Annotated in this window: 17 protein-coding genes; 9 read left to right on the plus strand and 8 right to left on the minus strand. The window is 68.2% G+C overall.

The window, feature by feature from the left end; translation table 11 throughout:
- On the plus strand, positions 1-2,053 hold a 2,053-nt coding region (locus ATE62_RS18615; protein ID WP_058818582.1), incomplete at its 5' end, for a S9 family peptidase.
- A gap of 154 nt (positions 2,054-2,207) precedes the next feature.
- Here the strand turns inward: ATE62_RS18615 and ATE62_RS18620 are convergent.
- On the minus strand, positions 2,208-2,636 hold the full coding sequence (locus tag ATE62_RS18620; RefSeq protein WP_058810635.1) for a VOC family protein: 429 nt from the start codon (positions 2,634-2,636) through the stop codon (positions 2,208-2,210).
- A gap of 140 nt (positions 2,637-2,776) precedes the next feature.
- Here ATE62_RS18620 and ATE62_RS18625 point away from each other — a divergent pair, with 140 nt between their 5' ends.
- The 3 genes from ATE62_RS18625 (at position 2,777) to ATE62_RS18635 (ending at position 6,652) form a co-directional block, all read left to right on the plus strand.
- The gene (locus tag ATE62_RS18625) at positions 2,777-4,090 is read left to right on the plus strand and encodes a S41 family peptidase (RefSeq protein ID WP_058810634.1); all 1,314 of its coding nucleotides are present in this window, start codon (positions 2,777-2,779) and stop codon (positions 4,088-4,090) included.
- Positions 4,074-4,547 carry a MarR family winged helix-turn-helix transcriptional regulator gene (locus ATE62_RS18630; RefSeq protein ID WP_058810633.1) on the plus strand — a complete coding sequence of 158 codons (474 nt, stop codon included), beginning with the start codon at positions 4,074-4,076 and terminating at the stop codon, positions 4,545-4,547. Before ATE62_RS18625 ends, ATE62_RS18630 begins: the two co-directional genes overlap by 17 nt.
- 71 nt (positions 4,548-4,618) lie before the next feature.
- A complete protein-coding gene (locus ATE62_RS18635; protein ID WP_058818583.1) occupies positions 4,619-6,652 on the plus strand; it encodes a calcium-binding protein in 2,034 nt (677 codons plus the stop codon).
- Between the two features lie 9 nt (positions 6,653-6,661).
- On the opposite strand, the gene ATE62_RS18640 is transcribed toward ATE62_RS18635, so the two are convergent.
- The 4 genes from ATE62_RS18640 to ATE62_RS18655 all read right to left on the minus strand — a co-directional run bounded on the left by ATE62_RS18640 (position 6,662) and on the right by ATE62_RS18655 (position 9,447).
- On the minus strand, positions 6,662-7,150 hold the full coding sequence (locus ATE62_RS18640; protein WP_197411782.1) for a GNAT family N-acetyltransferase: 489 nt from the start codon (positions 7,148-7,150) through the stop codon (positions 6,662-6,664).
- A complete protein-coding gene (locus tag ATE62_RS18645; protein WP_058810598.1) occupies positions 7,147-7,629 on the minus strand; it encodes a GNAT family N-acetyltransferase in 483 nt (160 codons plus the stop codon). Before ATE62_RS18645 ends, ATE62_RS18640 begins: the two co-directional genes overlap by 4 nt.
- The gene (locus ATE62_RS18650; RefSeq protein ID WP_058810599.1) at positions 7,626-8,024 is read right to left on the minus strand and encodes an acyl-CoA thioesterase; all 399 of its coding nucleotides are present in this window, start codon (positions 8,022-8,024) and stop codon (positions 7,626-7,628) included. The genes ATE62_RS18645 and ATE62_RS18650 overlap by 4 nt, the downstream gene beginning before the upstream one ends.
- Positions 8,025-8,196: 172 nt before the next feature.
- Positions 8,197-9,447, minus strand: a complete 1,251-nt coding sequence (locus ATE62_RS18655) for a threonine ammonia-lyase (RefSeq protein WP_058810600.1) — start codon at positions 9,445-9,447, stop codon at positions 8,197-8,199.
- Positions 9,448-9,504: 57 nt separating this feature from the next.
- Between ATE62_RS18655 and ATE62_RS18660 the strand changes: the two genes are divergently transcribed.
- The 4 genes from ATE62_RS18660 (at position 9,505) to ATE62_RS23005 (ending at position 14,420) form a co-directional block, all read left to right on the plus strand.
- A complete protein-coding gene (locus tag ATE62_RS18660) occupies positions 9,505-10,383 on the plus strand; it encodes an NAD(P)-dependent oxidoreductase (RefSeq protein ID WP_058810601.1) in 879 nt (292 codons plus the stop codon).
- A gap of 104 nt (positions 10,384-10,487) precedes the next feature.
- Positions 10,488-12,194: an amidohydrolase gene (locus ATE62_RS18665; RefSeq protein WP_082662891.1), complete on the plus strand. Its 1,707-nt coding sequence runs from the start codon at positions 10,488-10,490 to the stop codon at positions 12,192-12,194.
- 4 nt (positions 12,195-12,198) lie between these two features.
- Positions 12,199-13,029 (plus strand): class I mannose-6-phosphate isomerase, encoded by an 831-nt coding sequence (locus ATE62_RS18670; protein WP_058810602.1) that lies wholly within the window; start codon positions 12,199-12,201, stop codon positions 13,027-13,029.
- Positions 13,026-14,420 (plus strand): FAD-dependent oxidoreductase, encoded by a 1,395-nt coding sequence (locus ATE62_RS23005; protein WP_197412023.1) that lies wholly within the window; start codon positions 13,026-13,028, stop codon positions 14,418-14,420. The genes ATE62_RS18670 and ATE62_RS23005 overlap by 4 nt, the downstream gene beginning before the upstream one ends.
- Here the strand turns inward: ATE62_RS23005 and creD are convergent.
- The gene (creD, locus tag ATE62_RS18675; protein ID WP_082662893.1) at positions 14,306-15,805 is read right to left on the minus strand and encodes a cell envelope integrity protein CreD; all 1,500 of its coding nucleotides are present in this window, start codon (positions 15,803-15,805) and stop codon (positions 14,306-14,308) included. The genes ATE62_RS23005 and creD overlap by 115 nt on opposite strands.
- A gap of 136 nt (positions 15,806-15,941) precedes the next feature.
- Between creD and ATE62_RS18680 the strand changes: the two genes are divergently transcribed.
- Complete coding sequence (locus tag ATE62_RS18680) at positions 15,942-17,504, plus strand: toll/interleukin-1 receptor domain-containing protein (protein ID WP_197411787.1); 1,563 nt, start codon at positions 15,942-15,944, stop codon at positions 17,502-17,504.
- Positions 17,505-17,814: 310 nt separating this feature from the next.
- Here ATE62_RS18680 and ATE62_RS18685 read toward each other — a convergent pair whose 3' ends face one another.
- Both ATE62_RS18685 and ATE62_RS18690 read right to left on the minus strand, forming a co-directional pair.
- A complete protein-coding gene (locus ATE62_RS18685) occupies positions 17,815-18,546 on the minus strand; it encodes a TorF family putative porin (protein ID WP_058809776.1) in 732 nt (243 codons plus the stop codon).
- A gap of 220 nt (positions 18,547-18,766) precedes the next feature.
- Positions 18,767-19,498, minus strand: a complete 732-nt coding sequence (locus ATE62_RS18690) for a TorF family putative porin (protein ID WP_058809775.1) — start codon at positions 19,496-19,498, stop codon at positions 18,767-18,769.
- Positions 19,499-19,685: the final 187 nt, after the last annotated feature.

A 19,685-nucleotide genomic window follows, 5' to 3' on the forward strand; every position in this document is an offset into this window, starting at 1 on the left:
AGCCTCCACAACCCCCGCCGCGCCGACCTCGGCCTCGGCGGTCGGCAGCGCGCGCACCGCGCCCGAGCGGCGCTTCACCGGCGCCGACCTCTTCGACCTGTCGATCGCCGCCGACCCGCAGATCAGCCCCGACGGCCGCCACATCGCCTATGTCCGCCGGTCGAACGACATCATGAGCGATCGCGCGCTGAGCTCGATCTGGCTGATCGACACCGCGACCGGCGAAGAAACCCCGCTCGCGGGCCGCAGCGGCGGCGCCTTTTCGCCGCGCTGGTCGCCCGACGGCAAGCGCCTCGCCTTCGCCTCGACCGAGGGCGGCAGCGCGCAGCTCTGGGTGCATTGGCTCGCGGGGGGCGAGGCGGTGCGGCTCACCGGCCTGCCGACCAGCCCGTCGAGCCTCGCCTGGTCGCCCGACGGCCGGTCGATCGCCTACACCATGCTCGTCAAGGACGACGGCCCCAAATTCGGCAAGGCACCGGCAAACAAGCCCGAGGGCGCCAAATGGGCCGAACCGCTCGAGGTCCACGACCTCCTCGCCTGGCGCAGCGACGGCGAAGGCACGATCGAGCCGGGCTTCGAGAAGATCTTCGTCGTCCCCGCGACCGGCGGGTCGCCGCGCCAGCTGACCTTCGGCCCCTATCACGACGGCGGACCGCTCAGCTGGTCGCGCGACGGCCGCACGCTCTATTTCGGCGCCAACCGCAAGCCCGACTGGGAGAATGACCCCGTCGAGGGCGAGCTCTACGCGCTCGACGTCGCCAGCGGCGGCGTGCGCCAGCTCACCGACCGCAACGGCCCCGACGCGAACCCGCTCGTCTCGCCCGACGGCCGCACCATCGCCTGGCTCGGCTTCGACGACACTCTCCGGGCCTATGAGAACAGCCAGCTCTACGTGATGAACCCCGATGGTTCGGGCAAGCGCAGCCTGACAACCAATTGGGACTATGGCATCGACGCGATCCTCTGGGCCGAGGGCGGCAAGGCGCTCTACGCGCAATATGACGACCATGGCGAAACCAAAGTCGCGCGTATCGGCCTCGACGGCGCGATCCGCACCGTCGCGACGGGCCTGTCGGGCGGCGGGCTCGACCGGCCCTATACCGGCGGCAGCTTCAGCGTCTCCAACGCCGGCGCGGTCGCCTTCACCGGCGGCAGTGCCACCCGCCCCGCCGAGGTCCAGCTCATGAGCGGCGGCAAGACGCGCATGCTCACCGACCTCAACCGCAGCCTGCGCGACGTGAAATCCTTCGGCGAGGTCCGCAAGATCAGCGTCGGCTCCAGCCACGACGGCAAGGAGATCGAGGGCTGGCTGACCCTGCCCCCCGGCTATGTCGAGGGCACCAAGGTGCCGCTGATCCTCGAAATCCACGGCGGGCCCTTCGCGGCCTACGGCCCGCATTTCTCGACCGACAACCAGCTCTACGCCGCCGCGGGCTATGCCGTGCTCTCGCCCAACCCGCGCGGCTCGACCAGCTATGGCGCCGGCTTCGCGAACGAGATCGACAAGGCCTATCCGGGCAACGATTATTTCGACCTGATCTCCATCGTCGACCGCGCCATCGCGCTCGGCATCGCCGATCCCGACGCGCTCTTCGTCACCGGCGGCTCGGGCGGCGGCGTGCTCACCAGCTGGATCGTCGGCAAGACCAATCGCTTCAAGGCCGCCGTCACCCAGAAACCGGTGATCAACTGGACGACGCAGGCGCTCACCGCCGACGGCCCCGCCTTCTTCGGCCGCTACTGGCTCGGCGCGATGCCGTGGGAGAAACCCGAGCTCTTCTGGGCGCGCTCGCCGCTGTCGCTCGTAGGCAATGTCGAGACCCCGACGATGGTGATCGTCGGCGCCGAAGACTACCGCACCCCGGTCAGCGAGTCCGAGCAATATTATACCGCGCTGCGCCTGCGCGGCGTGCCGACCGCGCTGATCAAGGTCCCCGGCGCCAGCCACGGCGGCATCGCCGCGCGCCCGTCGCAATCGGCGGCCAAGGCTTCGGCGATCCTCGCCTGGTTCGAAAAATACCGGAAAGGCTGGACACGCCCCGCCGCCGATTGAAACGCGATCGACTTTTGAAGTGCAGCTGCGTCCCCGCGAAGGCGGGGACCCATCTCCGACCGGCTCCATCTGGCAGCGGCAGGAGATGGGTTCCCGCCTTCGCGGGAGCAAGGGCTTTGTCACTCAAAGATGATCACGCTCTAGGCGCCGCGGCCTAAAATCTGATCTCGACCGACGGCGCGCTCCGCTCGTGCGCGCCGTGATAGACCGCCTCGATATTATTGCCGTCGGGGTCGAGCAGGAAGGCGGCATAATAGCCGGGATGATAGGGCCGCTCGCCCGGCGCGCCATGGTCGGTGCCGCCCGCGGCGAGCCCCGCCTTGTGAAAGGCGTCGACCATCGCGCGGTCGGCCGCCTGAAACGCCAGATGGTGCCGCCCGGTCAGCTCGCCCGTCGCGGCCTGGCTGTCCTTCGACGACACGAACAGCTCGTCGACCCAGAAATAATCCTCGGCCTCACCGCCGATCGGCATCTTCAGCACGTCGAAGATCGCCTCGTAAAAGGTGCGGCTCGCCTTCAGGTCGGCGACCACCAGCTGGATATGGTCGATCAGCCTGCCGCGGTGCAGCAATTGCGTTTCCATGCGTTTCGCTCCTCGTCTCGCGCCCCGCCTGCCGCCCCTCGACAACCCGCCCGCGATGAAGATCGTTCCGCGCGCTTGCCTCGCGCTGATATACAATATATTGCGCAATATATTGTATAGATCGATTCGGAGCTCTCCCCATGACGCGTTGGCCCCTCCTGCTCACCACCGCTCTCGCCTGGCTGGCATCCCCCGCCGCCGCGAGCGAGACCCCGCTCACCCCCGCCGACAAGCGCGCCGTCGTCGAACGGCTCGGCCAGGCGCTCGAGGCGAACTATGTCTTTCCCGACAAGGCGAAGACCATCGCCGCGACGCTGCGCGGCCACCTCGACGCCGGCGATTATGACGCGGCGCCCGACCGCCCCACCCTCGCGCGCGAGCTCACCGACGACCTCATCGCCGCGAGCAACGATCTGCATTTTTCGGTCGGCGTCGATCCCGAATGGGTCGCGGACTATGCCGCAAAACAGGATCCCGCCCGCGCCGCCGCGCTGCGCGAGCAGGAACGGCAGGGCGAGGCGCGCAGCAATTTCGGCTTCGCGGGGCTGCGCTACCTCGACGGCCATATCGCCTATGTCGACCTCGCCTATTTCGCCAACCCCGAGTTCGGCTACGACGCGGCCGCCGCCGCGATGCGCTTTATCGAGAATGGCGACGCCGTGATCTACGACCTGCGCTACAACAATGGCGGGCACCTCGAAATGGCGCAGCTTCTCGCGAGCCAGCTCTTCCCCGGCGACAGGGACCAGGAGCTGTTCGACTACGACTACACCCTCGACGGCCGCCGCGTCGAACGCGGCCAATGGGTCCTCCCCGCGCTCCCCGCGAAACGCCTGACCGGCAAGCCCGTCTATGTCCTCACCGGCTCGACCAGCTTCTCCGCCGCCGAATGGTTCGCCTACACGCTCAAGAAGCTCGGCCGCGCGACCTTGGTCGGCGAACGCACCGCGGGCGGCGCACATCCGGTCGACCGCAAGCCCGTCGGCACCGACTTCTTCCTCCAGGTCCCGATCGGCCAGATCCGCGACCCCGTCGACCGCGGCGATTTCGAAGGGCAGGGCGTGACCCCCGACCATCTCGTTCCCTCGGCCGACGCGCTCGCGACCGCGCACCGCCTCGCGCTCGCCGACCTCGCCCAAGCCGACCCCGCGAAGCAGGCCGACGCCGACTGGTTCGCCCCGACGCTCGCGCCGCGCGCCGCGCTTACCCCCGCCGCGCTCGAGGCCATCGCCGGCCGCTACGAAGGCCGCCGCATCGATCTCGCGCAGGGCAAATTGCTCTACACCTGGCGCGAGCGCCTCCGCCTGGCGCTCGAACCGCTCGGCGGCGACCTGTTCGCCATCGAAGGCGTGCGCGACTTCCGCTTCCGCATCGTCCGCAAAGGCGGCAAGATCGTCGGCCTCACCCGTATCAACCGCGACGGAACGACGATCGACTATGCCCGCCTCCCCTGACCTCGACGACATCTCCTTCCTCGGCCGCCTCGCCGAGGCGCTGAGCACGCGCATCGAGGAGCAGACGCGCGACCTGTTCGCCGATGCGGGCATCGTCATCCCGGTCCGCTCCTGCTCGCTGCTCACCGCGCTGCGCCACGCGGGCGAGGCCTCGGCCGCCGAACTCGCGCGCACGCTCGGCCAGTCGCACCAGCTCGTCGTCCAGAAATGCCCCGCGCTGCTCCGCCTCGGGCTCATCACCCAGCACGCCGACCCCGTCGACGCGCGCCGCAAGCTGTTCCGCCTGACCGACGAAGGCGCCGCGCAGATGGCGCTGCTCGACACCTATACCGCGGGGATCTCCGCCGTGTACGAACGGCTCTTCGAAGAGACCGGCGATACCCACGCCGTCCTGCTGAAGACGCTGAAGGCGCTCGACGCGCGCCCGCTCCGCGAACGCGTCGCCGCCATCCCCTAAAAAACATTGGGATTGCTGGGGTTTAGACCCGCACCTAGCCTCGGGGCACGAAAACCAGCGGGGGCCTTGTCGTGATCCTATCGAAAAAACAGATTCTCGGCACCGACGGGCCGGACACCATCACCGGCTCGGTCGAGGACGAGGAAATCGCGACCGGCCCCGGCAAGGACATCGTCCGCGCCGGCGACGGCAACGACGATGTCTACGGCGGCCTAGGCGACGACACCCTCTACGGCGAGGGCGGCAACGACCGGCTGTTCGCCGAGCTCGGTAACGACATCCTCTACGGCGGCGACGGCAACGATTATCTCGAGGGCAGCCTCGAACTGCCCGCCGATTATGATTTCGCCAGCGTCGGCCTGCCTGCCGACGGGCGCTATGTGAACTATCTCTACGGCGGCGCCGGCAACGACATACTGATCGCCGAGACGACGGGCCCGACCGGCGGCACCGGCGCGCGCACCACCCATATGTACGGCGGCACCGGCGACGACATCTATTACGTCCGCTTTTCCGACCAGAACCGGATCTTCGAAAACCCCGGCGAAGGCACCGACCGCATCATCCTGATGTATCGCGACACCCCGGGCAGCGGCACCATCTTCTATATGCCGCCCAACGTCGAACAGCTCGACGGCGTGCTCGGCACGCGCCTCGTCGACGGGGTGCGCATTTCGGCGACGATCGTCGGCAACGACCTCGACAACGGCATCCAGACCGAAGGCGAGATCGGCGGGGTGATCAGCCCGACGGGCAATTTGACCGTGCTCGCGGGCGCGGGCAACGACTCGGTGATCACCGGACGCGGCAACGACATCGTCTTCGGCGAGGCCGGCGACGACCTGATCAGCGGCGGGCTCGGCATCGACGTGCTCGTCGGCGGCACGGGCAACGACCGGCTCGACCTCTCCTATTATGCCACCGACCCTTCCTCGGCCGACGCGCTTTACGGCGGGACCGGCGACGACACCTATGGCATCGACGACCCCGGCGACATCGTCTTCGAAAATGCCGGCGAGGGCCACGATCTGGCGCTGGTCCGCATCAACGGCGGCGGCTGGTACGCGCACGCCTATGTCGAGGACATCTGGGTCCAGGCCGGACAGGCGGGCGTCACCTTCATCGTCGGCAACGCGCTGAACAATTATATCTGGGCGGGCGCGGGCAACGAGCTGCTGCTCGGCGGCGGCGGCGACGACAATATTCTGGGCGAGGGCGGCAACGACACCATCTTCGGCGAGAGCGGCAACGACAGCCTCAATGGCGGTGCGGGGATCGACTATATCGCGGGCGGCATCGGCAATGACATATTGTCGGGCGGCGATGGCGCCGATGCGCTCTACGGCGAGGACGGCGACGACACGCTGATCGACGGCAACGACTTCGCGACCGACATCCTCGTCGGCGGCGCGGGCAACGACACGCTCGTCGGACAGAGCGGCAAGGGCGACTACGACCTGATGGACGGTGGCGCCGGCGACGACCGCTATTTCGTCGACACCCCCGACGACCTGACCTTCGAGGCCGCGAACGGCGGCACCGATTCGGTCTACGCCAACATCAACGGGGCCGGCTATTATCTCTACGCCAACACCGAAAATCTCTACGTCGAAGGCAAGACGACCTTCGGCGTCGGCAACGAGCTCGACAATCTGATCGACGCGCGCTGGAACAACGACCACAGCATCGGCGTCGCGCTCCTCGGCGGCCGCGGCAACGACCAGATCCACGGCAACAACGCCGCCAACGGCATCTATGGCGAGGACGGCAACGACACGCTCTACGGCTATGGCGGCAACGACGTCATCGTCGGCGGCGCGGGCAACGACATCATCGACGGCATGGACGGCAACGACATCATGGTCGGCGGCGCCGGGGCCGACCGCTTCATCGTCAACAGCTATGGCGCGAATATCGACCATATCCTCGATTTCGAGCGCGGTATCGACAAGGTCCAGATCGGCGGATATGCGAACTATGCATCGCTCCAGTCGCACATATCCCAGCAGGGTGCGGACACGGTGATCGAATATAGCACCGGCCGCTTCCTCGTGCTGCAGAACATCGACCTCGGCACGCTGACGGGCGCCGACTTCGGCTTCTGACGCGCCGGGCTACAGCGCCCGGAACATCACCAGCGCATCGACGAAGCCGAGCGCCGGATGCTCGAACGCATCCGGCAACCGCGCGACGACCGCGAACTCCAGCGACTGCCACAGCCGCACCGCGCGGTCGTTGCTCGCCACCACGAAGTTGAACTGCATCGCGCGAAAACCGCGCGCCTTCGCCGCGTCGAAACTGTGCAGCGCCATCGCCCGCGCCACCCCGCGCCCCGTCGCCGCGGCGCCGGTCATATAGCCGCAGTTCGCGACATGCGCCCCGCCGCCCGCCTGATTGGCGCGCAGATAATAGGTGCCGAGGACGACCCCGTCCTCCTCGGCGACGAACACCGCCTTGTCCGCCCCGAACCAGTAAGCCAGCGCCGCATCCTCGCCCATGCCGCGATCGAGCGTATAGGTCTCGCCCGCACCGATCACCGGCCCGATGATCGCCCAGATCGCGGCGCGATCGCCCGCCGCCGCCGGCCGGATGACCAGGCTCATACCGCGCGCCGCATCAGAAACGAGCCCGCCCCATAAGGCCCCTCGCTCCCCGGCGCGGCATAGTCGAACCCCTGCGCCGCCCAATAGCTGTCGGCCCCGTTCACCGCGACCAGCCGGACCTCGCGGTACCCCGCCGCCCTCGCCTGCGCCAGCACGAAAGCCGTCGCGGCAGCCCCGGCTCCGGTCCCGCGAGCGGCCGGCAGCAAAGCGATGTCATGGAAATAATAGATGTTGGCCGCCTCCGGCAGCGCGCCCAGCAGCGCCCCGATCTTCGGCACCGGCCCATCATGCCAAGGATGCGTCACCAGCAGACCAACCACTGCGCCATCGACCTCGAACACCCGGCAACCCTCGGGATAGAGCGCCAGCCGCTCGGCATAGACCGCGCGCGGCTCGGTAAACTCGCCATGCACCGCATCGGCAATCGCGACGACCGCGAGCAGGTCGTCCGCGCGCATCGCGCGCCAGCCGCCCGTCACGCCGGACCCGCAAACGGCGCCACCACCTCGGCCGTCACGCGCAGCGGCCGCCCGCTCGCCTTGTCGAGCAGCGCCCACACCGTCCGCGCCCGCACATGCACGCGCCCGTCGGCGCCGGTGAATTCCATGAACCGGTCGAACTTCGCGCCCTGCGGCTTGTCGGCGACCCACGTCCGCGCGGTCACCGTCTCGCCGGGACCGAGCGCGCGCAGATAATCGATCTCGTGCCGCACCACGACCCAGACATACGCATCCTTATGCGCCTGCGGCGCCGCGGCGTCCCAATGCCCCGTCGCGACCTGCTGGATCCACTGCACCCACACCGCATTGTTGACATGGCCGAGTTCGTCGATGCTCTCGGGGGTGGCGGTCAGTTGAAGGGTGAATTCTTTCATCGCGGCACCATAGCAATCCCCTCCCGCAAGCGGGAGGGGCAGTGAGACTTGCGAACTTGTTCGCTAGTCGCAACGGGGTGGGCAGAATCGCGGCGTGGCTGGCCCACCCCGCTGCGGCTAGGCAGCAAGCTGCCAAGCCTCGCCGCCCCTCCCGCTTGCGGGAGGGGAAAAATCAGGCCAGCTCGACGGTGGTCACCATATACCCCGCCTCGCGCAGCGCCGCGACGAGGCTGTCGAGATGCTCGCGGTCGCGCGCCTCGCACTCGATGTCGGTGATCAGCCCCTTCGCCGGCAAGGTCGTGAAGATCCGCTGGTGATAGATTTCGATGATGTTGACCTGCTTCTCGTCGAACAGCTTCATCACCTTGAACAAGGCGCCCGGCCGGTCCTGCAGCCGTATGCGCAGCCGCGCGATGCGGCCCGAGCGCGCGAGGTCGCGCAGCAGCACATTCGCCAGCAGCCGCGTGTCGATATTGCCGCCGGTCAGCACCAGGCCGACCTTACGCCCCTTGAACTCCTCGGGATGCGCGAGCATCGCCGCGAGCCCCGCGGCGCCCGCGCCCTCGACCACGGTCTTCTCGATCTGCAGCAGCAGGCTCACCGCGCGCTCAAGGTGCCGCTCGGCGACCAGCACGATATCGTCGTTGAGCTCGGCGACGAGCTTGCGGGTGTAAGACCCCGGCTCCTTCACCGCGATGCCCTCGGCCAGCGTGTCGCCCTCGCACGCCATGTCGACGCCGTTGAGTTCGGCGTACATCGACGGATAAAGCTCGGCCTGCACGCCCACGAGGCGCATGTCGTTCTTGATCCCGCGCGCCGCGGTGCCCATGCCCGCGAGCAGCCCGCCGCCGCCGATCGGCACGATCAGCGTATCGAGCTCGGGCACGTCCTCGAGCATCTCGAGCGCCACCGTCCCCTGCCCCGCCGCGACGTGCGGATGGTCGAAGGGATGGACGAAGGTCAGGGAGCGCTCGACTTCCAGCACGCGCGCATGCGCATAGGCATCGTCGAAGGTCTCGCCGTGCAGCACGATCGTCGCGCCGTGGCTCGCCGTCTGCGACACCTTCACCTGCGGCGTCGTGCTCGGCATCACGATGGTGACGGGCACGCCGAGGCGCTTGCCATGATAGGCCAGCCCCTGCGCATGATTGCCCGCCGACGCCGCGATGGCGCCGCGCGCCTTCGCCTCGTCGTCGAGCAGCAGCAGCGCGTTGAGCGCCCCGCGCTCCTTGTAGGCCGCGGTGAACTGGAGGTTCTCGAACTTCAGCCACACCTCGGCACCGACCAGCTCCGACAGCGTCTGCGAATGCAGCGTCGGCGTCCGCACGACCGCGCCCTCAATTCGCCCCGCCGCCGCGCGCACATCGTCCAATGTGATCGCCGGAAGCTCGGCGGCGGGGGTCAGGATGAGTTGATCGGTCATGATGTTCGGCGCCCTAGCCCATCTGGCGCATGAAGCAAACAATGCTATGGACCCGATATGAGCGAACAGAAATTGCGCATCAGCTTCCTCGGCATCGGCGTCATGGGCGGACCGATGGCCGGCCATCTCGCCAAGGCAGGGCACGACCTCACCGTCTACAACCGCACCCGCGCCAAGTCCGACACCTGGGTCGGCCAACACGGCGGGCGCGCGGTCGCGACCCCCGCCGAGGCCGCCGACGGCGCCGATGTCGTGATCACCTGCGTCGGCAACGACGACGACCTCGCGCAGGTCACGCTCGGCCGCGACGGCGCCTTTCGCGCGATGAAGCGCGGCGCCTTGTTCATCGACCACACCACCGTCTCCGCGCGCATCGCACGCCAGCTGTCGGTCGAGGCCGAGGAGCCCGGGCTGCTCGTCGTCGACGCCCCCGTCTCGGGCGGCGAGGCCGGCGCACAGAACGGCACGCTCTCGATCATGTGCGGCGGGCGCAAGGCGGCGTTCGAGGCGGCCGCGCCGATCATGCAGGCCTATGCCGCGCGCATGGTCCATATCGGCGGCCCCGGCGCGGGGCAGACGACCAAGATGGTCAACCAGATCGCGATCGCCGGCGTGCTCCAGGGCCTCTCCGAAGCGCTGCGCTTCGCCCAGGCGTCGAAACTCGACACCGACAAGGTGTTCGAAGCCGTCTCGGGCGGCGCCGCGGCAAGCTGGCAGATGCTCAACCGCTGGGGCACGATGGCGAAGGACGAATTCGACTTCGGCTTCGCGGTCGACTGGATGCGCAAGGACCTCGGCCTCGCGATCGACGAAGCGCGCGTCAACGGCGCGACGCTGCCATTGGCGGCCATGGTCGACCAATATTATGCCGACGTGCAGAAACTCGGCAACGGCCGCCGCGACACCAGCTCGCTCGTGACGAGGCTGCCGAAGTGAGCGCGCGCAAAACCCATCCCCTCCCGAAATCGGGAGGGGCAGCGAAACTTGGTCCGGCGCAGCCGGGCCTAGTTGCAGCGGGGTGGGCATCCGCCGCCCGCGCCATGCTGCCCACCCCGCTGCGACTAGCGAGCAAGCTCGCAAGTCTCGCTGCCCCTCCCGTTTACGGGAGGGGGCTGTTAGCCATCGCCGCGCTCGCCATCGCCGCCCCCGCGCACGCCGACACGCTCGTCGACAATGTCAACGGCATCACGCTCGATGCCGACGGCAAGCTCGTCCGCTTCACCGGCCTCCTCATCGGCAGCGACGGCAAGGTCAAGCAATTGCTCGACCGCAAGGACAAGCGCCCCGAACGCCCCGACTTCAAGGAAGACGGCAAGGGCCGCACCCTCATCCCCGGCCTCATCGATGCGCACGGCCATGTCATGGGGCTCGGCTTCTCGCTGATGCTGCTCGATCTCAGCGACACCAATTCGCTCGAGGAGGCGCAGGCTGCGATCCGCAAATATGCCGCCGAAAATCCCGAAATGGCGTGGATCATCGGGCGCGGCTGGAACCAGGAAAAATGGGGCCTCGGCCGTTTCCCGACCGCCGCCGACCTCGACGCCGTGGTTCCCGACCGCGCGGTGTGGCTCGAACGCGTCGACGGCCACGCCGGCTGGGCCAACACGGCGGCGATGACTGCGGCCAAAGTCACCGCGGCCAGCAAGTCGCCCGAAGGCGGCCGTATCGAAATGGCGGGCGGCAAGCCGAGCGGTGTCTTCGTCGACGCCGCGATGAGCCTCGTCGACAAGGCCAAGCCGAAGCCGCTCGCGCGCGACGTCGATCGCGCGCTCTATCTGGCGCAGCAGAAATTGCTCGCACAGGGCATCACGACGATCGCCGACATGGGCACGACGATCGAGGAGTGGCAGGCCTATCGCCGCGCCGGCGACAAGAAACAGCTCGCGGTGCGGATCATCAGCTACGGCGGCGACATCGACAATATGGCGCTGATCGCGGGCGGCGAGCCGACCCCCTGGCTCTACGACGACCGCCTCCGCATGGTCGGGGTGAAGCTCTATCTCGACGGCGCCCTGGGCTCGCGCGGCGCCTGGCTCAAGGCGCCCTACGCCGACGCGCCCGGCCAGAAGGGCCTCCCCCTCCTCACCCCCGCGCAGCTCCGCAACAAGATGGTCCGCGCCTCGATGGACAAGTTCCAGGTCGCAATCCACGCGATCGGCGACGCCGCCAATGCCGAGGCGCTGTCGGCGATCGAGGACCTCGGCCGCGATCTCCCTGGCGAGCGCCGCTGGCGCATCGAACATGCACAGGTCATCGACCCCGCCGACATCCCGCGCTTCGGGCAGAACAAGGTCATCGCCTCGATGCAGCCGATCCACCAGCCGTCGGACCGGCTGATGGCCGAAGCGCGCCTCGGCGCCGAGCGGCTGAAGGGCGCTTATGCCTGGCGCAGCCTCTCGGCCGCGGGCGCGCGCCTCGCCTTCGGCTCCGACGTCCCGGTCGAGAGCGCCAACCCCTTCGCCGGGATCGCCGCCGCCATCTCGCGCACCGACGCCGCGGGCCAGCCCTTCGGCGGCTGGCGCCCCGAGGAAGCGGTGAACCGCGAGACCGCGCTCGACGGCTTCACGCGCACCGCCGCCTTCGCCGGTTTCGCCGAGGACCGCATCGGCACGCTGATGCCCGGCATGCGCGCCGACTTCCTGATCGTCGAGAGCGACCCGATGCTCGCAGGGCCCGACGAGATCCGCCGCATGGTGCCGCTCGAAACCTGGATCGGCGGCTATCGCTATTACAAGAAGGGCGGCTGACCCGGTGAGCGCCACCCGCCTGATCCCGCGCCGCGTCGCCAAGCCCTGGGGCCGCGACGACATCGGGCCGCTCTTTGACGCGGGCGGCGAAAGGATCGGCGAGATCTGGTTCGAGCTTCCCGCGGGCTCGCCGGAGCCCGCGCTGCTCGTCAAATATCTCTTCACCTCCGAAGCGCTGTCGGTGCAAGTCCACCCCGACGACGCGCAAGCCCATGCGATCGGCGCGCGGCAGGGCAAGGAGGAGGCCTGGCTCGTCCTCGACGCCGCCGACGCCGCGGTGATCGGCCTCGGCCTCGAACAGCGGGTATCGCCCGAGCAGCTCCGCGCGGCCGCGCTCGACGGCAGCATCGAGGATATCATCGACTGGAAACCCGTCGCCCCCGGCGATCATTTCCACGTCACGCCCGGCACGATCCACGCGATCGGCGGCGGCCTGTCGCTGATCGAGGTGCAGCAATATGCCGACATCACCTACCGCCTCTACGATTACGGCCGCCCGCGCGAGCTCCATTTGGACGAAGCCATGGCCTGCGCCGAGGCGGGCCCCTATCTCACCGCCAATCTGCGCACGCCGGTCGCGGTCGGCATCGACCGCCTCGTGGGCGGCCCCAAATTCGCGCTGATCGACGCACAGTGCGACGACTTCGCCGCGCTCCCCGATCTCGGCGCCCACGGCCCCGTCTGGTTCATCCCGGTTGAAGGCAGCGGCCGGATCGACGGGCAGCCCTGGCAGCCGGGCGAATGCTGGCTCCTGAACGACGCCGCCAACCTCGCCGCGCTCGGCGGCAGCGGCCGCGCGCTGATCGCATGGACGACGGGAGGGCCGACGACATGACCCCCCGCCGCACGCTCCTCGCCGGCCTCGCTGCGCTCCCCGTCGCCACAGCCGCCGCGGCGGCCGAACGCAAGGAGCGCAAATCGAAGAAGCGCAAGGGCGCCAAGCCCACCGTCCAGCATGTCGACGTCGCGGTGATCGGCGCCGGCGTCTTCGGCGCCTGGACCGCCTGGCACCTGCTCCGCGCCGGCAAGTCGGTGCGCCTCTTCGACGCCTATGGCGCCGGCCATGTCCGCTCCTCCTCGGGCGGCGAGAGCCGCGTCATCCGCATGGGCTATGGCGCCGACACCATCTATTCGGAGATGGCGCGCGAATCGCTCGGGCTCTGGAAAACCCTCTCCGACACCGCCAGCGCCCCGATCTTCCACAACACCGGCGTCCTCTGGTTCGCACCATCGGGCGATACCTATACCCAGCAGTCGCTCGCCTGGCTCCAGGCGAACCGCGTCGGCCACGAACATGGCGACGTGAGCTGGCTCCAGAACAAGTACCGCCAGATCCAGTTCTACCAGGGCGAGACCGGCATCCTCGAGACCGAGACCGGCGCGCTGATCGCGAGCCGCGGCGTGCAGGAGGTGATCGCCGACGCGCAGATCAAGGTCGAGCCCGTGGTCATGCCCGCGCCTTTGCTGTCGAAGAAGATCCAGCGCCACACGCTCCCCGATGGCGGCACGGCGGACCATCTCGTCTATTGCTGCGGGCCCTGGCTCGCCGAACTCTTCCCGCAGCAATTGATGAACAAGATCGTCGCGACGCGGCAGGAGGTCTATCATTTCGGCGCGGCGCAGGGCGATACGCGCTTCGCGCCGCCGAACCTCCCGGTCTGGGCCGATTTCAACAACGGCCGCATCGTCTATGGCATCCCCGACCTCGAGGGTGCGGGGTTCAAGATCGCGATCGACGTGCATGGCCCGGTGGTCGACCCCGACACGCAGGATCGCGCGCTCAGCCCCGCGGGCATCGCCGAAGCGCGCGCCTATGTCGCCCGCCGCTTCCCTGGCCTCGCGACCGCGCCGCTGATCGGCGGGCGCGTCTGCCAATATGAGAACAGCTCGAACGGCGACTATCTGATCGACCGCTTCCCCGGCCAGCCGCACGTCTGGCTCGTCGGCGGCGGATCGGGCCACGGCTTCAAGAACGGCCCCGCGGTCGGCAAGCGCGTCGCCGCGCATATCCTCGACGAAAATCTCGCGATCGAACCGCGCTTCAGCTTCGCGAGCAAGGGCACCGTCGCGGCGGTCCCCCTCCCCACCCGCTACGCGGCAGGGAGGATTACTCACCCCGCCACCTCGCTCTTCTTCCCGACCCCGCCCCAATCGATATTCCGCGTCATGTACATCACGCCCGCCAGCGCGAAGAACATCAGCACCGACCCGATCAGCAGCGAATAGGCCTCGAGGTTCAGCAGCACGTACAGCAGCGCATAGAGCCCGACGAGCATCGCCGCCAGGAAACGCGCGCGCTTCCAGCTCTTGAGCACCGCCGCGCTGTAGAAGGTCAAAAGTCCGATGATCCCTGCCGACGCGAGCAGATAGGCCGGCGTGAAGCCGATCACCTCGGCGAACGCCAGCAGCAGCACGAAGAACAGCACCAGCGCCACCCCGGTCAGCAGATATTCGGCCGCCGCGACGCGCGCCCCGCCGATCACGTCGAACATCAGGAAGGCGACGAAGGTGAAGCCGATGAACAGGAAGCCATATTTGATGCTGCGGTCGACCTGGCTGTAGAGGTCGACGGGCTCGATCAGGCTGATCGCGATCGCTTTCGCGGTGCCGCCCGACACCTCGCTCGCCCCGCCATCGGCGGTGGCCACGACCGCTTCGGTCACGATCGCGTCCGCATATTCCTCGCGCCCGCCGCCATAGCGCACCTGCGGCGCCGCGAGGTCGCCCGTCAGCAGTTGCGCCTGCCCCAGCGCCAGGTTCGAGATCGCATAGCTCGCGCTGAAGCCGTCGCCGCCGATCACGCGCTTCACCGGCAGGAAATCGCCGCCGAAGCTGGGGTTCGGCCAGCTCGACTTCACCGTCCAGCGCGTATCGACCCCGCGCGGAACCAGCCGGAAATCGCCCAGCCCGCGCACCCCGATCCGGTAATCGACCTTCATCGGCGCGCCGCCGGTCCAGTCGACGAAGGCGAAGGCCCCCGAATTATTCGTCGAGAGCAGCCCCTTGCCCGGCTTCAGCGGCACCGCGACGCCGTTCACCGCCAGGCTGTTGCCGTCGACCAGCCCACGCGCGTCGCTGACCCCCAGCCGCACCTCGGCGCGGTCGAGCAACAGCGCCTCGCGCGCGACGCCGTAGCGCGCGATATCGGCGGGCAGCACGAAATTCGCGCTCCCCGCGATCTGGCTTTCATAGACGACGGTCTCGTAAATCGCCTTCTTGCGCTTCTCGGGCTTGATCACGACGTCGGCCTTGTTCGCCTCGGGCGAGAGGTACAGGCTGCGGATCGTCTCGACCGTCCGCGTCACGTCGCGGCCATTCTCGGTCACCGTCTGCTCTTCGGTCGCGCGGTACGGGATCACGATCACCGGCCCGGCGATCGTCTGCTGCCCGCCCCAGCCCTGCCCGATCGACTGCTGCGCGGTCTCGGCCTGCTGCTGGCGATCCCACAGCAGCCCATAGACCATCAGCAACGGCACCATCAGCGCGACCGCGATCAGCACCGCAATGACGAGCTTCATCCCGGGGCTGCGCTCGCGCTTCTCGGCCTCGCCCCACGGCGAGGGCGGAACGGGCGGCACGGTGGGGGATGCAGGGGAAGACGGCGACGGCATGGGGGAATTCCTTTCGCTCAACTCATCGACAGAAATAAACGGTTCGTCGATGTCGTCAAGCGGCTTGCGATGCGCCGCGGGGCTGCTATCGCTGGCGCAGGATCGCGACACAAAGGGACAGAAGGTTGCGACGGCCATGACTGCAGAGGGGGCGGACGCGTCGGCGATGCGTCCCTACGACATTTTTATCAGCTACAGCCGGGTCGACGCCGACCAGGCGATGAAGCTGCGCGACCTGCTCCTCGCGCGCGGCCACCATGTCTTCTTCGACGCCGAGGGCATCGACGCCGGCGCCGAATTCCCCGACGTCATCGACCGCGCGGTCAAGGGCGCCAAGGTCGTCCTCGGCTGCTGGACCCCCGCCGCGATCCAGCGCCGCTGGGTGCGCATCGAAAGCCGCATCGGGCTCGACCGCGGCTCGCTCGTCGCGATCGCGCTCGAAAAAATGGATCCCGAGGCGCTTCCCGCCGAATTCTACAACGTCAACGTCCTCGACATGTCGGGCTTCGACGGCAGCGAAGCGCACCCCGCCTGGCAGCGCGTACTCGTCGCGATCGACCGCCGGCTCAAGAAGACGACCGCCGCCCCCACCGCCGACGACATCCGCCCCGCGGGCCCGAAGAAGCGCCGCTTCTCCCCGCTCGCGCTCGGCGCCGCCGCGACGCTCGCCATCGCCGCGGTCGGCGGGGGCGGCTGGTATTTCGCGGGCAGCGGCAGTTCCTTCGACCAGGCGGCCACCGCCGCGAGCTTCGACAAGACGGTCAAGGCCACCGAACCCGTGATGGCCAATGCGCTCGTCAGCGCTCTCAACGACGTCGAGACGACCACCAACGGCAAGGTGTTCTGGGCGCTCGCGCAGCTCATTGCGGTCGAAAAATCGCCCAGCGTCGAGGAACTCGCGCGCTTCGAGGCGGCGGTGACCAAATTCCTCGGCGGCCCCTGCCACTGCGTCATCGTCGAGGGCGCGCCCTTCACCATCGTCTCGACCTGGACCCTCACCGCCTACGGCGTGATGGACCGCGCGCCGCCCGCGCCCGTCGTCGACGCGCTGCTCGCCGCACAGAACCGCGAGGGCTGGTGGTCGAGCACGATGGACGCCGCCGACCGCCCCGACAATGCCGCCACTTACATCACCGCACTCGCGGTCATCGCGCTGCGCGACATCGACCCAGCGCTCAAGGCCGACCCGGCCTTGCAGGCGCGCGCCAAGGCCGCGCGCGCCCGCGCGGTCGAATGGCTCAAGAAGCGCCGCCCCAAGCCCGGGGTCAATTGGGCCGACTATCCCGACAACAGCCTGCGCACCGAAGCCCCCTCGGTCTCGGCGATGGCGACGCTCGCGCTCCTGCCAGAGGTCGGCCCGGCCGAGGCGAAGGAAATCGCCGAAACCTATGTCGCGGGCATCGACAAGCTCTCGCCCGTCGACCAGAATATCTCGAACGACGTCAACGTCATCCGCGCCGGCGGCGACACCTACGTCGACACCTACCGCCACGTGCCGCTGGGCTGGGAAGTCTATGCGCTGGGCAAATCCTACCCGCTGCTGACCGGCGAGGCCGCGACCAAGGCGGCCGGGCTGCTCGACCAGGCGAAGGCGATCAGCCTCTCGGACCCCAAGCTCGCCCGCCAGGACTGGATGCTGGCGGAACAGTTCCTCGGCCTACGCGGCGCGCGCGATGCGCTGGCGGCGAAGAAGCGCTAGGCGCGGCGGCAGCTTGGGGGTGGAGAGCGGACGTACTTAATCCTCCCTGTCGCGAAGCGATGGGGAGGGGGACCATGCGAAGCATGGTGGAGGGGTGCGTGCAGCCGAACTCGGCGTATGACCTCCCGCACCCCTCCACCACCCTGCGGGTGGTCCCCCTCCCCACGGCTTCGCCGCAGGGAGGATTAAGATGTCCGCAATCGCCCGAAACCAGCCAAAAGAAAAAGGGCCGGCAGACGCCAGCCCCTTCCGATCGAGAGTGCAAGCAAGGGAGGCGGCCTCCCCCCAGAGGCCGCCTCCGGGCCCGGCGTCAGAAAGCGGCGCCGAGCGAGAAGAGAACAGCACCGTCGGCCCCCACGGCTTCCTTGTAGCCGAGCGTCTTGGGCGCGTCGGTGTTGACGTAGGAAATGCCGAAGGTCAGCACCTTCCACGTGAAATCGACCCCGACCGAATAGTCGAAGACTTCGCCGTCGAGCCCGCCGAGGAAGCTGTCGCTCTTGGCATAGCCGAGGTGGCCCTTGAGCTTGATCGGGGTGTCCGGGATCGCGACGCCGACGTCGGTATAGGCATAGATGGCGCTGGCATCGCCGAGCGAATCCTGGCCGCCCGGCGCCCAGGCGAGGCCGCCCTTGACCGACGCCGGGCCGATCGTGCCGGTCAGCGCGACATAGGGCTCGACCACGGTCGTGTTGTTGACGCCGGGATAGAGATAGACGGTCGCGCCGATGTCGCCGGTCAGGCCGGGCGCGATTTCCTTGGCGAAGCCGCCATAGACGTCGATCTCGGTGCCGTTGTTGAAGCCGATGCTCGACCCCCAGGTGCCGAGGTAGAAGCCGCTGTCGTGCGCGATGGTGAAGGTGCCCTGGATCGCGGCTTCTTCGTTCGACTGGCTGAAGCCGCGGAAACGATAGTCGCTGACGACGGTCGCACCGCCGGTGATGGTGATGCCGTCGGTGTCTTCTTCTTCCTCGGCATGCGCGGTGGACGGAATCGCGACGGCGGCGAGGAGCATGCCGAGGCACGCGCGGGAGAGTTTCTTCATGGACTGATCCCCTAGAAAGGAAAATGGATCGTCCCTGCCTGCTGCGTGATGGCCGGCCTCTGTTTCGGGCCAGTCCTCTCATGCGAGGCTCCCTTTTGGCGAAGTTGCTGCGACGCACAACAGAAAATATCGTCCCGCCTGCCCAAAAAATGGGCACTGTGACAATTATACCACAATTACCTTGCGTCGGGCCGGTTTCATCTGAAACAATATTGCGCGATCAGAAGGCGAAGCCGACCGATGCGACCAATGTCGGGTCGTACAGCCGGTCGACCGCCTTCACCCCCGTCTTGCGAATGTCGGTATCGACATATTTCAGCCCCAGCGTGAAGCGGTCGAAGGTCGCGCGCGCGCCGAGCGACCAGTCGAGATAGTCGCCATCGCCCGGCGCGAGTGCGCCGTCGCTATAGCCCACGCCCGCGGTCAGCGTGACCGGCGTGTTCGGAATCCCCGACGACAGGCCGAGCCCGAGGTACAGGCTGTCGTCCGACCCCAGCGCCGCCTGGTCCCAGGCATAGGCGAGTGTCCCCGTCGCCTCGACCGGCCCCAGCATGTACGACAATCGTGCCGCCGCCTCGCCATGGTCGCTCGGCCCGAACGCCTTGTCGCCGTCCGGGTACCAATAATAGGTGAGCCCCAGGTCGAGCCGCGTCCCCGACGCGATCTCGCTCTCGTATCCGCCATAAAGCTGCGCCTCGACGTCGCCATAGGCCGGCCCGCCGTCGACATTCGATCCCCATGCGCCGAGATAGAAGCCGCTGTCGTGGCTGACCATGACCGTCGGCTGCACCGCGACATCGCCCTCCGACCGAGAAATCCCGCGAAAGCGGTAATCGGACACCAGATCGACCCCGCCCGACACCGACAGCGACCCTGCGGGCGGGTCGGCGACATCCTGCGCGGCGGCGGGAACGGCGATCAGCAGCACAGGCGCGGCAAGCAGGCGAAGCATGGACTATCCTTGGGGGTTCGGGGGAGCGCGACCTTGGCGCGGTGCGCGACGGGAGGCAACCGCTAGTCGGCGAGTGACGGTATTGGGGTGGGGAGCGGACGTTCCTAATCCTCCCTGCGGCGTAGCCGTGGGGAGGGGGACCATGCGAAGCATGGTGGAGGGGCGGCGGCCTCGAACCGACGTTTAT

Origin of the sequence: Sphingopyxis sp. HIX (assembly GCF_001468285.1) — a bacterium.
In the GTDB taxonomy this organism is placed as follows: domain Bacteria; phylum Pseudomonadota; class Alphaproteobacteria; order Sphingomonadales; family Sphingomonadaceae; genus Sphingopyxis.

Bases quoted from the DNA above. Each gene is read 5' to 3' on its own strand.
- ATE62_RS18620 (WP_058810635.1), bottom strand. From the start codon at position 2,636: ATGGAAACGCAATTGCTGCACCGCGGCAGGCTGATCGACCATATCCAG.
- ATE62_RS18625 (WP_058810634.1), top strand. From the start codon at position 2,777: ATGACGCGTTGGCCCCTCCTGCTCACCACCGCTCTCGCCTGGCTGGCA.
- ATE62_RS18630 (WP_058810633.1), top strand. From the start codon at position 4,074: ATGCCCGCCTCCCCTGACCTCGACGACATCTCCTTCCTCGGCCGCCTC.
- ATE62_RS18640 (WP_197411782.1), bottom strand. From the start codon at position 7,150: ATGAGCCTGGTCATCCGGCCGGCGGCGGCGGGCGATCGCGCCGCGATC.
- ATE62_RS18650 (WP_058810599.1), bottom strand. From the start codon at position 8,024: ATGAAAGAATTCACCCTTCAACTGACCGCCACCCCCGAGAGCATCGAC.
- ATE62_RS18655 (WP_058810600.1), bottom strand. From the start codon at position 9,447: ATGACCGATCAACTCATCCTGACCCCCGCCGCCGAGCTTCCGGCGATC.
- ATE62_RS18660 (WP_058810601.1), top strand. From the start codon at position 9,505: ATGAGCGAACAGAAATTGCGCATCAGCTTCCTCGGCATCGGCGTCATG.
- ATE62_RS18665 (WP_082662891.1), top strand. From the start codon at position 10,488: ATGCTGCCCACCCCGCTGCGACTAGCGAGCAAGCTCGCAAGTCTCGCT.
- ATE62_RS23005 (WP_197412023.1), top strand. From the start codon at position 13,026: ATGACCCCCCGCCGCACGCTCCTCGCCGGCCTCGCTGCGCTCCCCGTC.
- creD (WP_082662893.1), bottom strand. From the start codon at position 15,805: ATGCCGTCGCCGTCTTCCCCTGCATCCCCCACCGTGCCGCCCGTTCCG.
- ATE62_RS18680 (WP_197411787.1), top strand. From the start codon at position 15,942: ATGACTGCAGAGGGGGCGGACGCGTCGGCGATGCGTCCCTACGACATT.
- ATE62_RS18685 (WP_058809776.1), bottom strand. From the start codon at position 18,546: ATGAAGAAACTCTCCCGCGCGTGCCTCGGCATGCTCCTCGCCGCCGTC.
- ATE62_RS18690 (WP_058809775.1), bottom strand. From the start codon at position 19,498: ATGCTTCGCCTGCTTGCCGCGCCTGTGCTGCTGATCGCCGTTCCCGCC.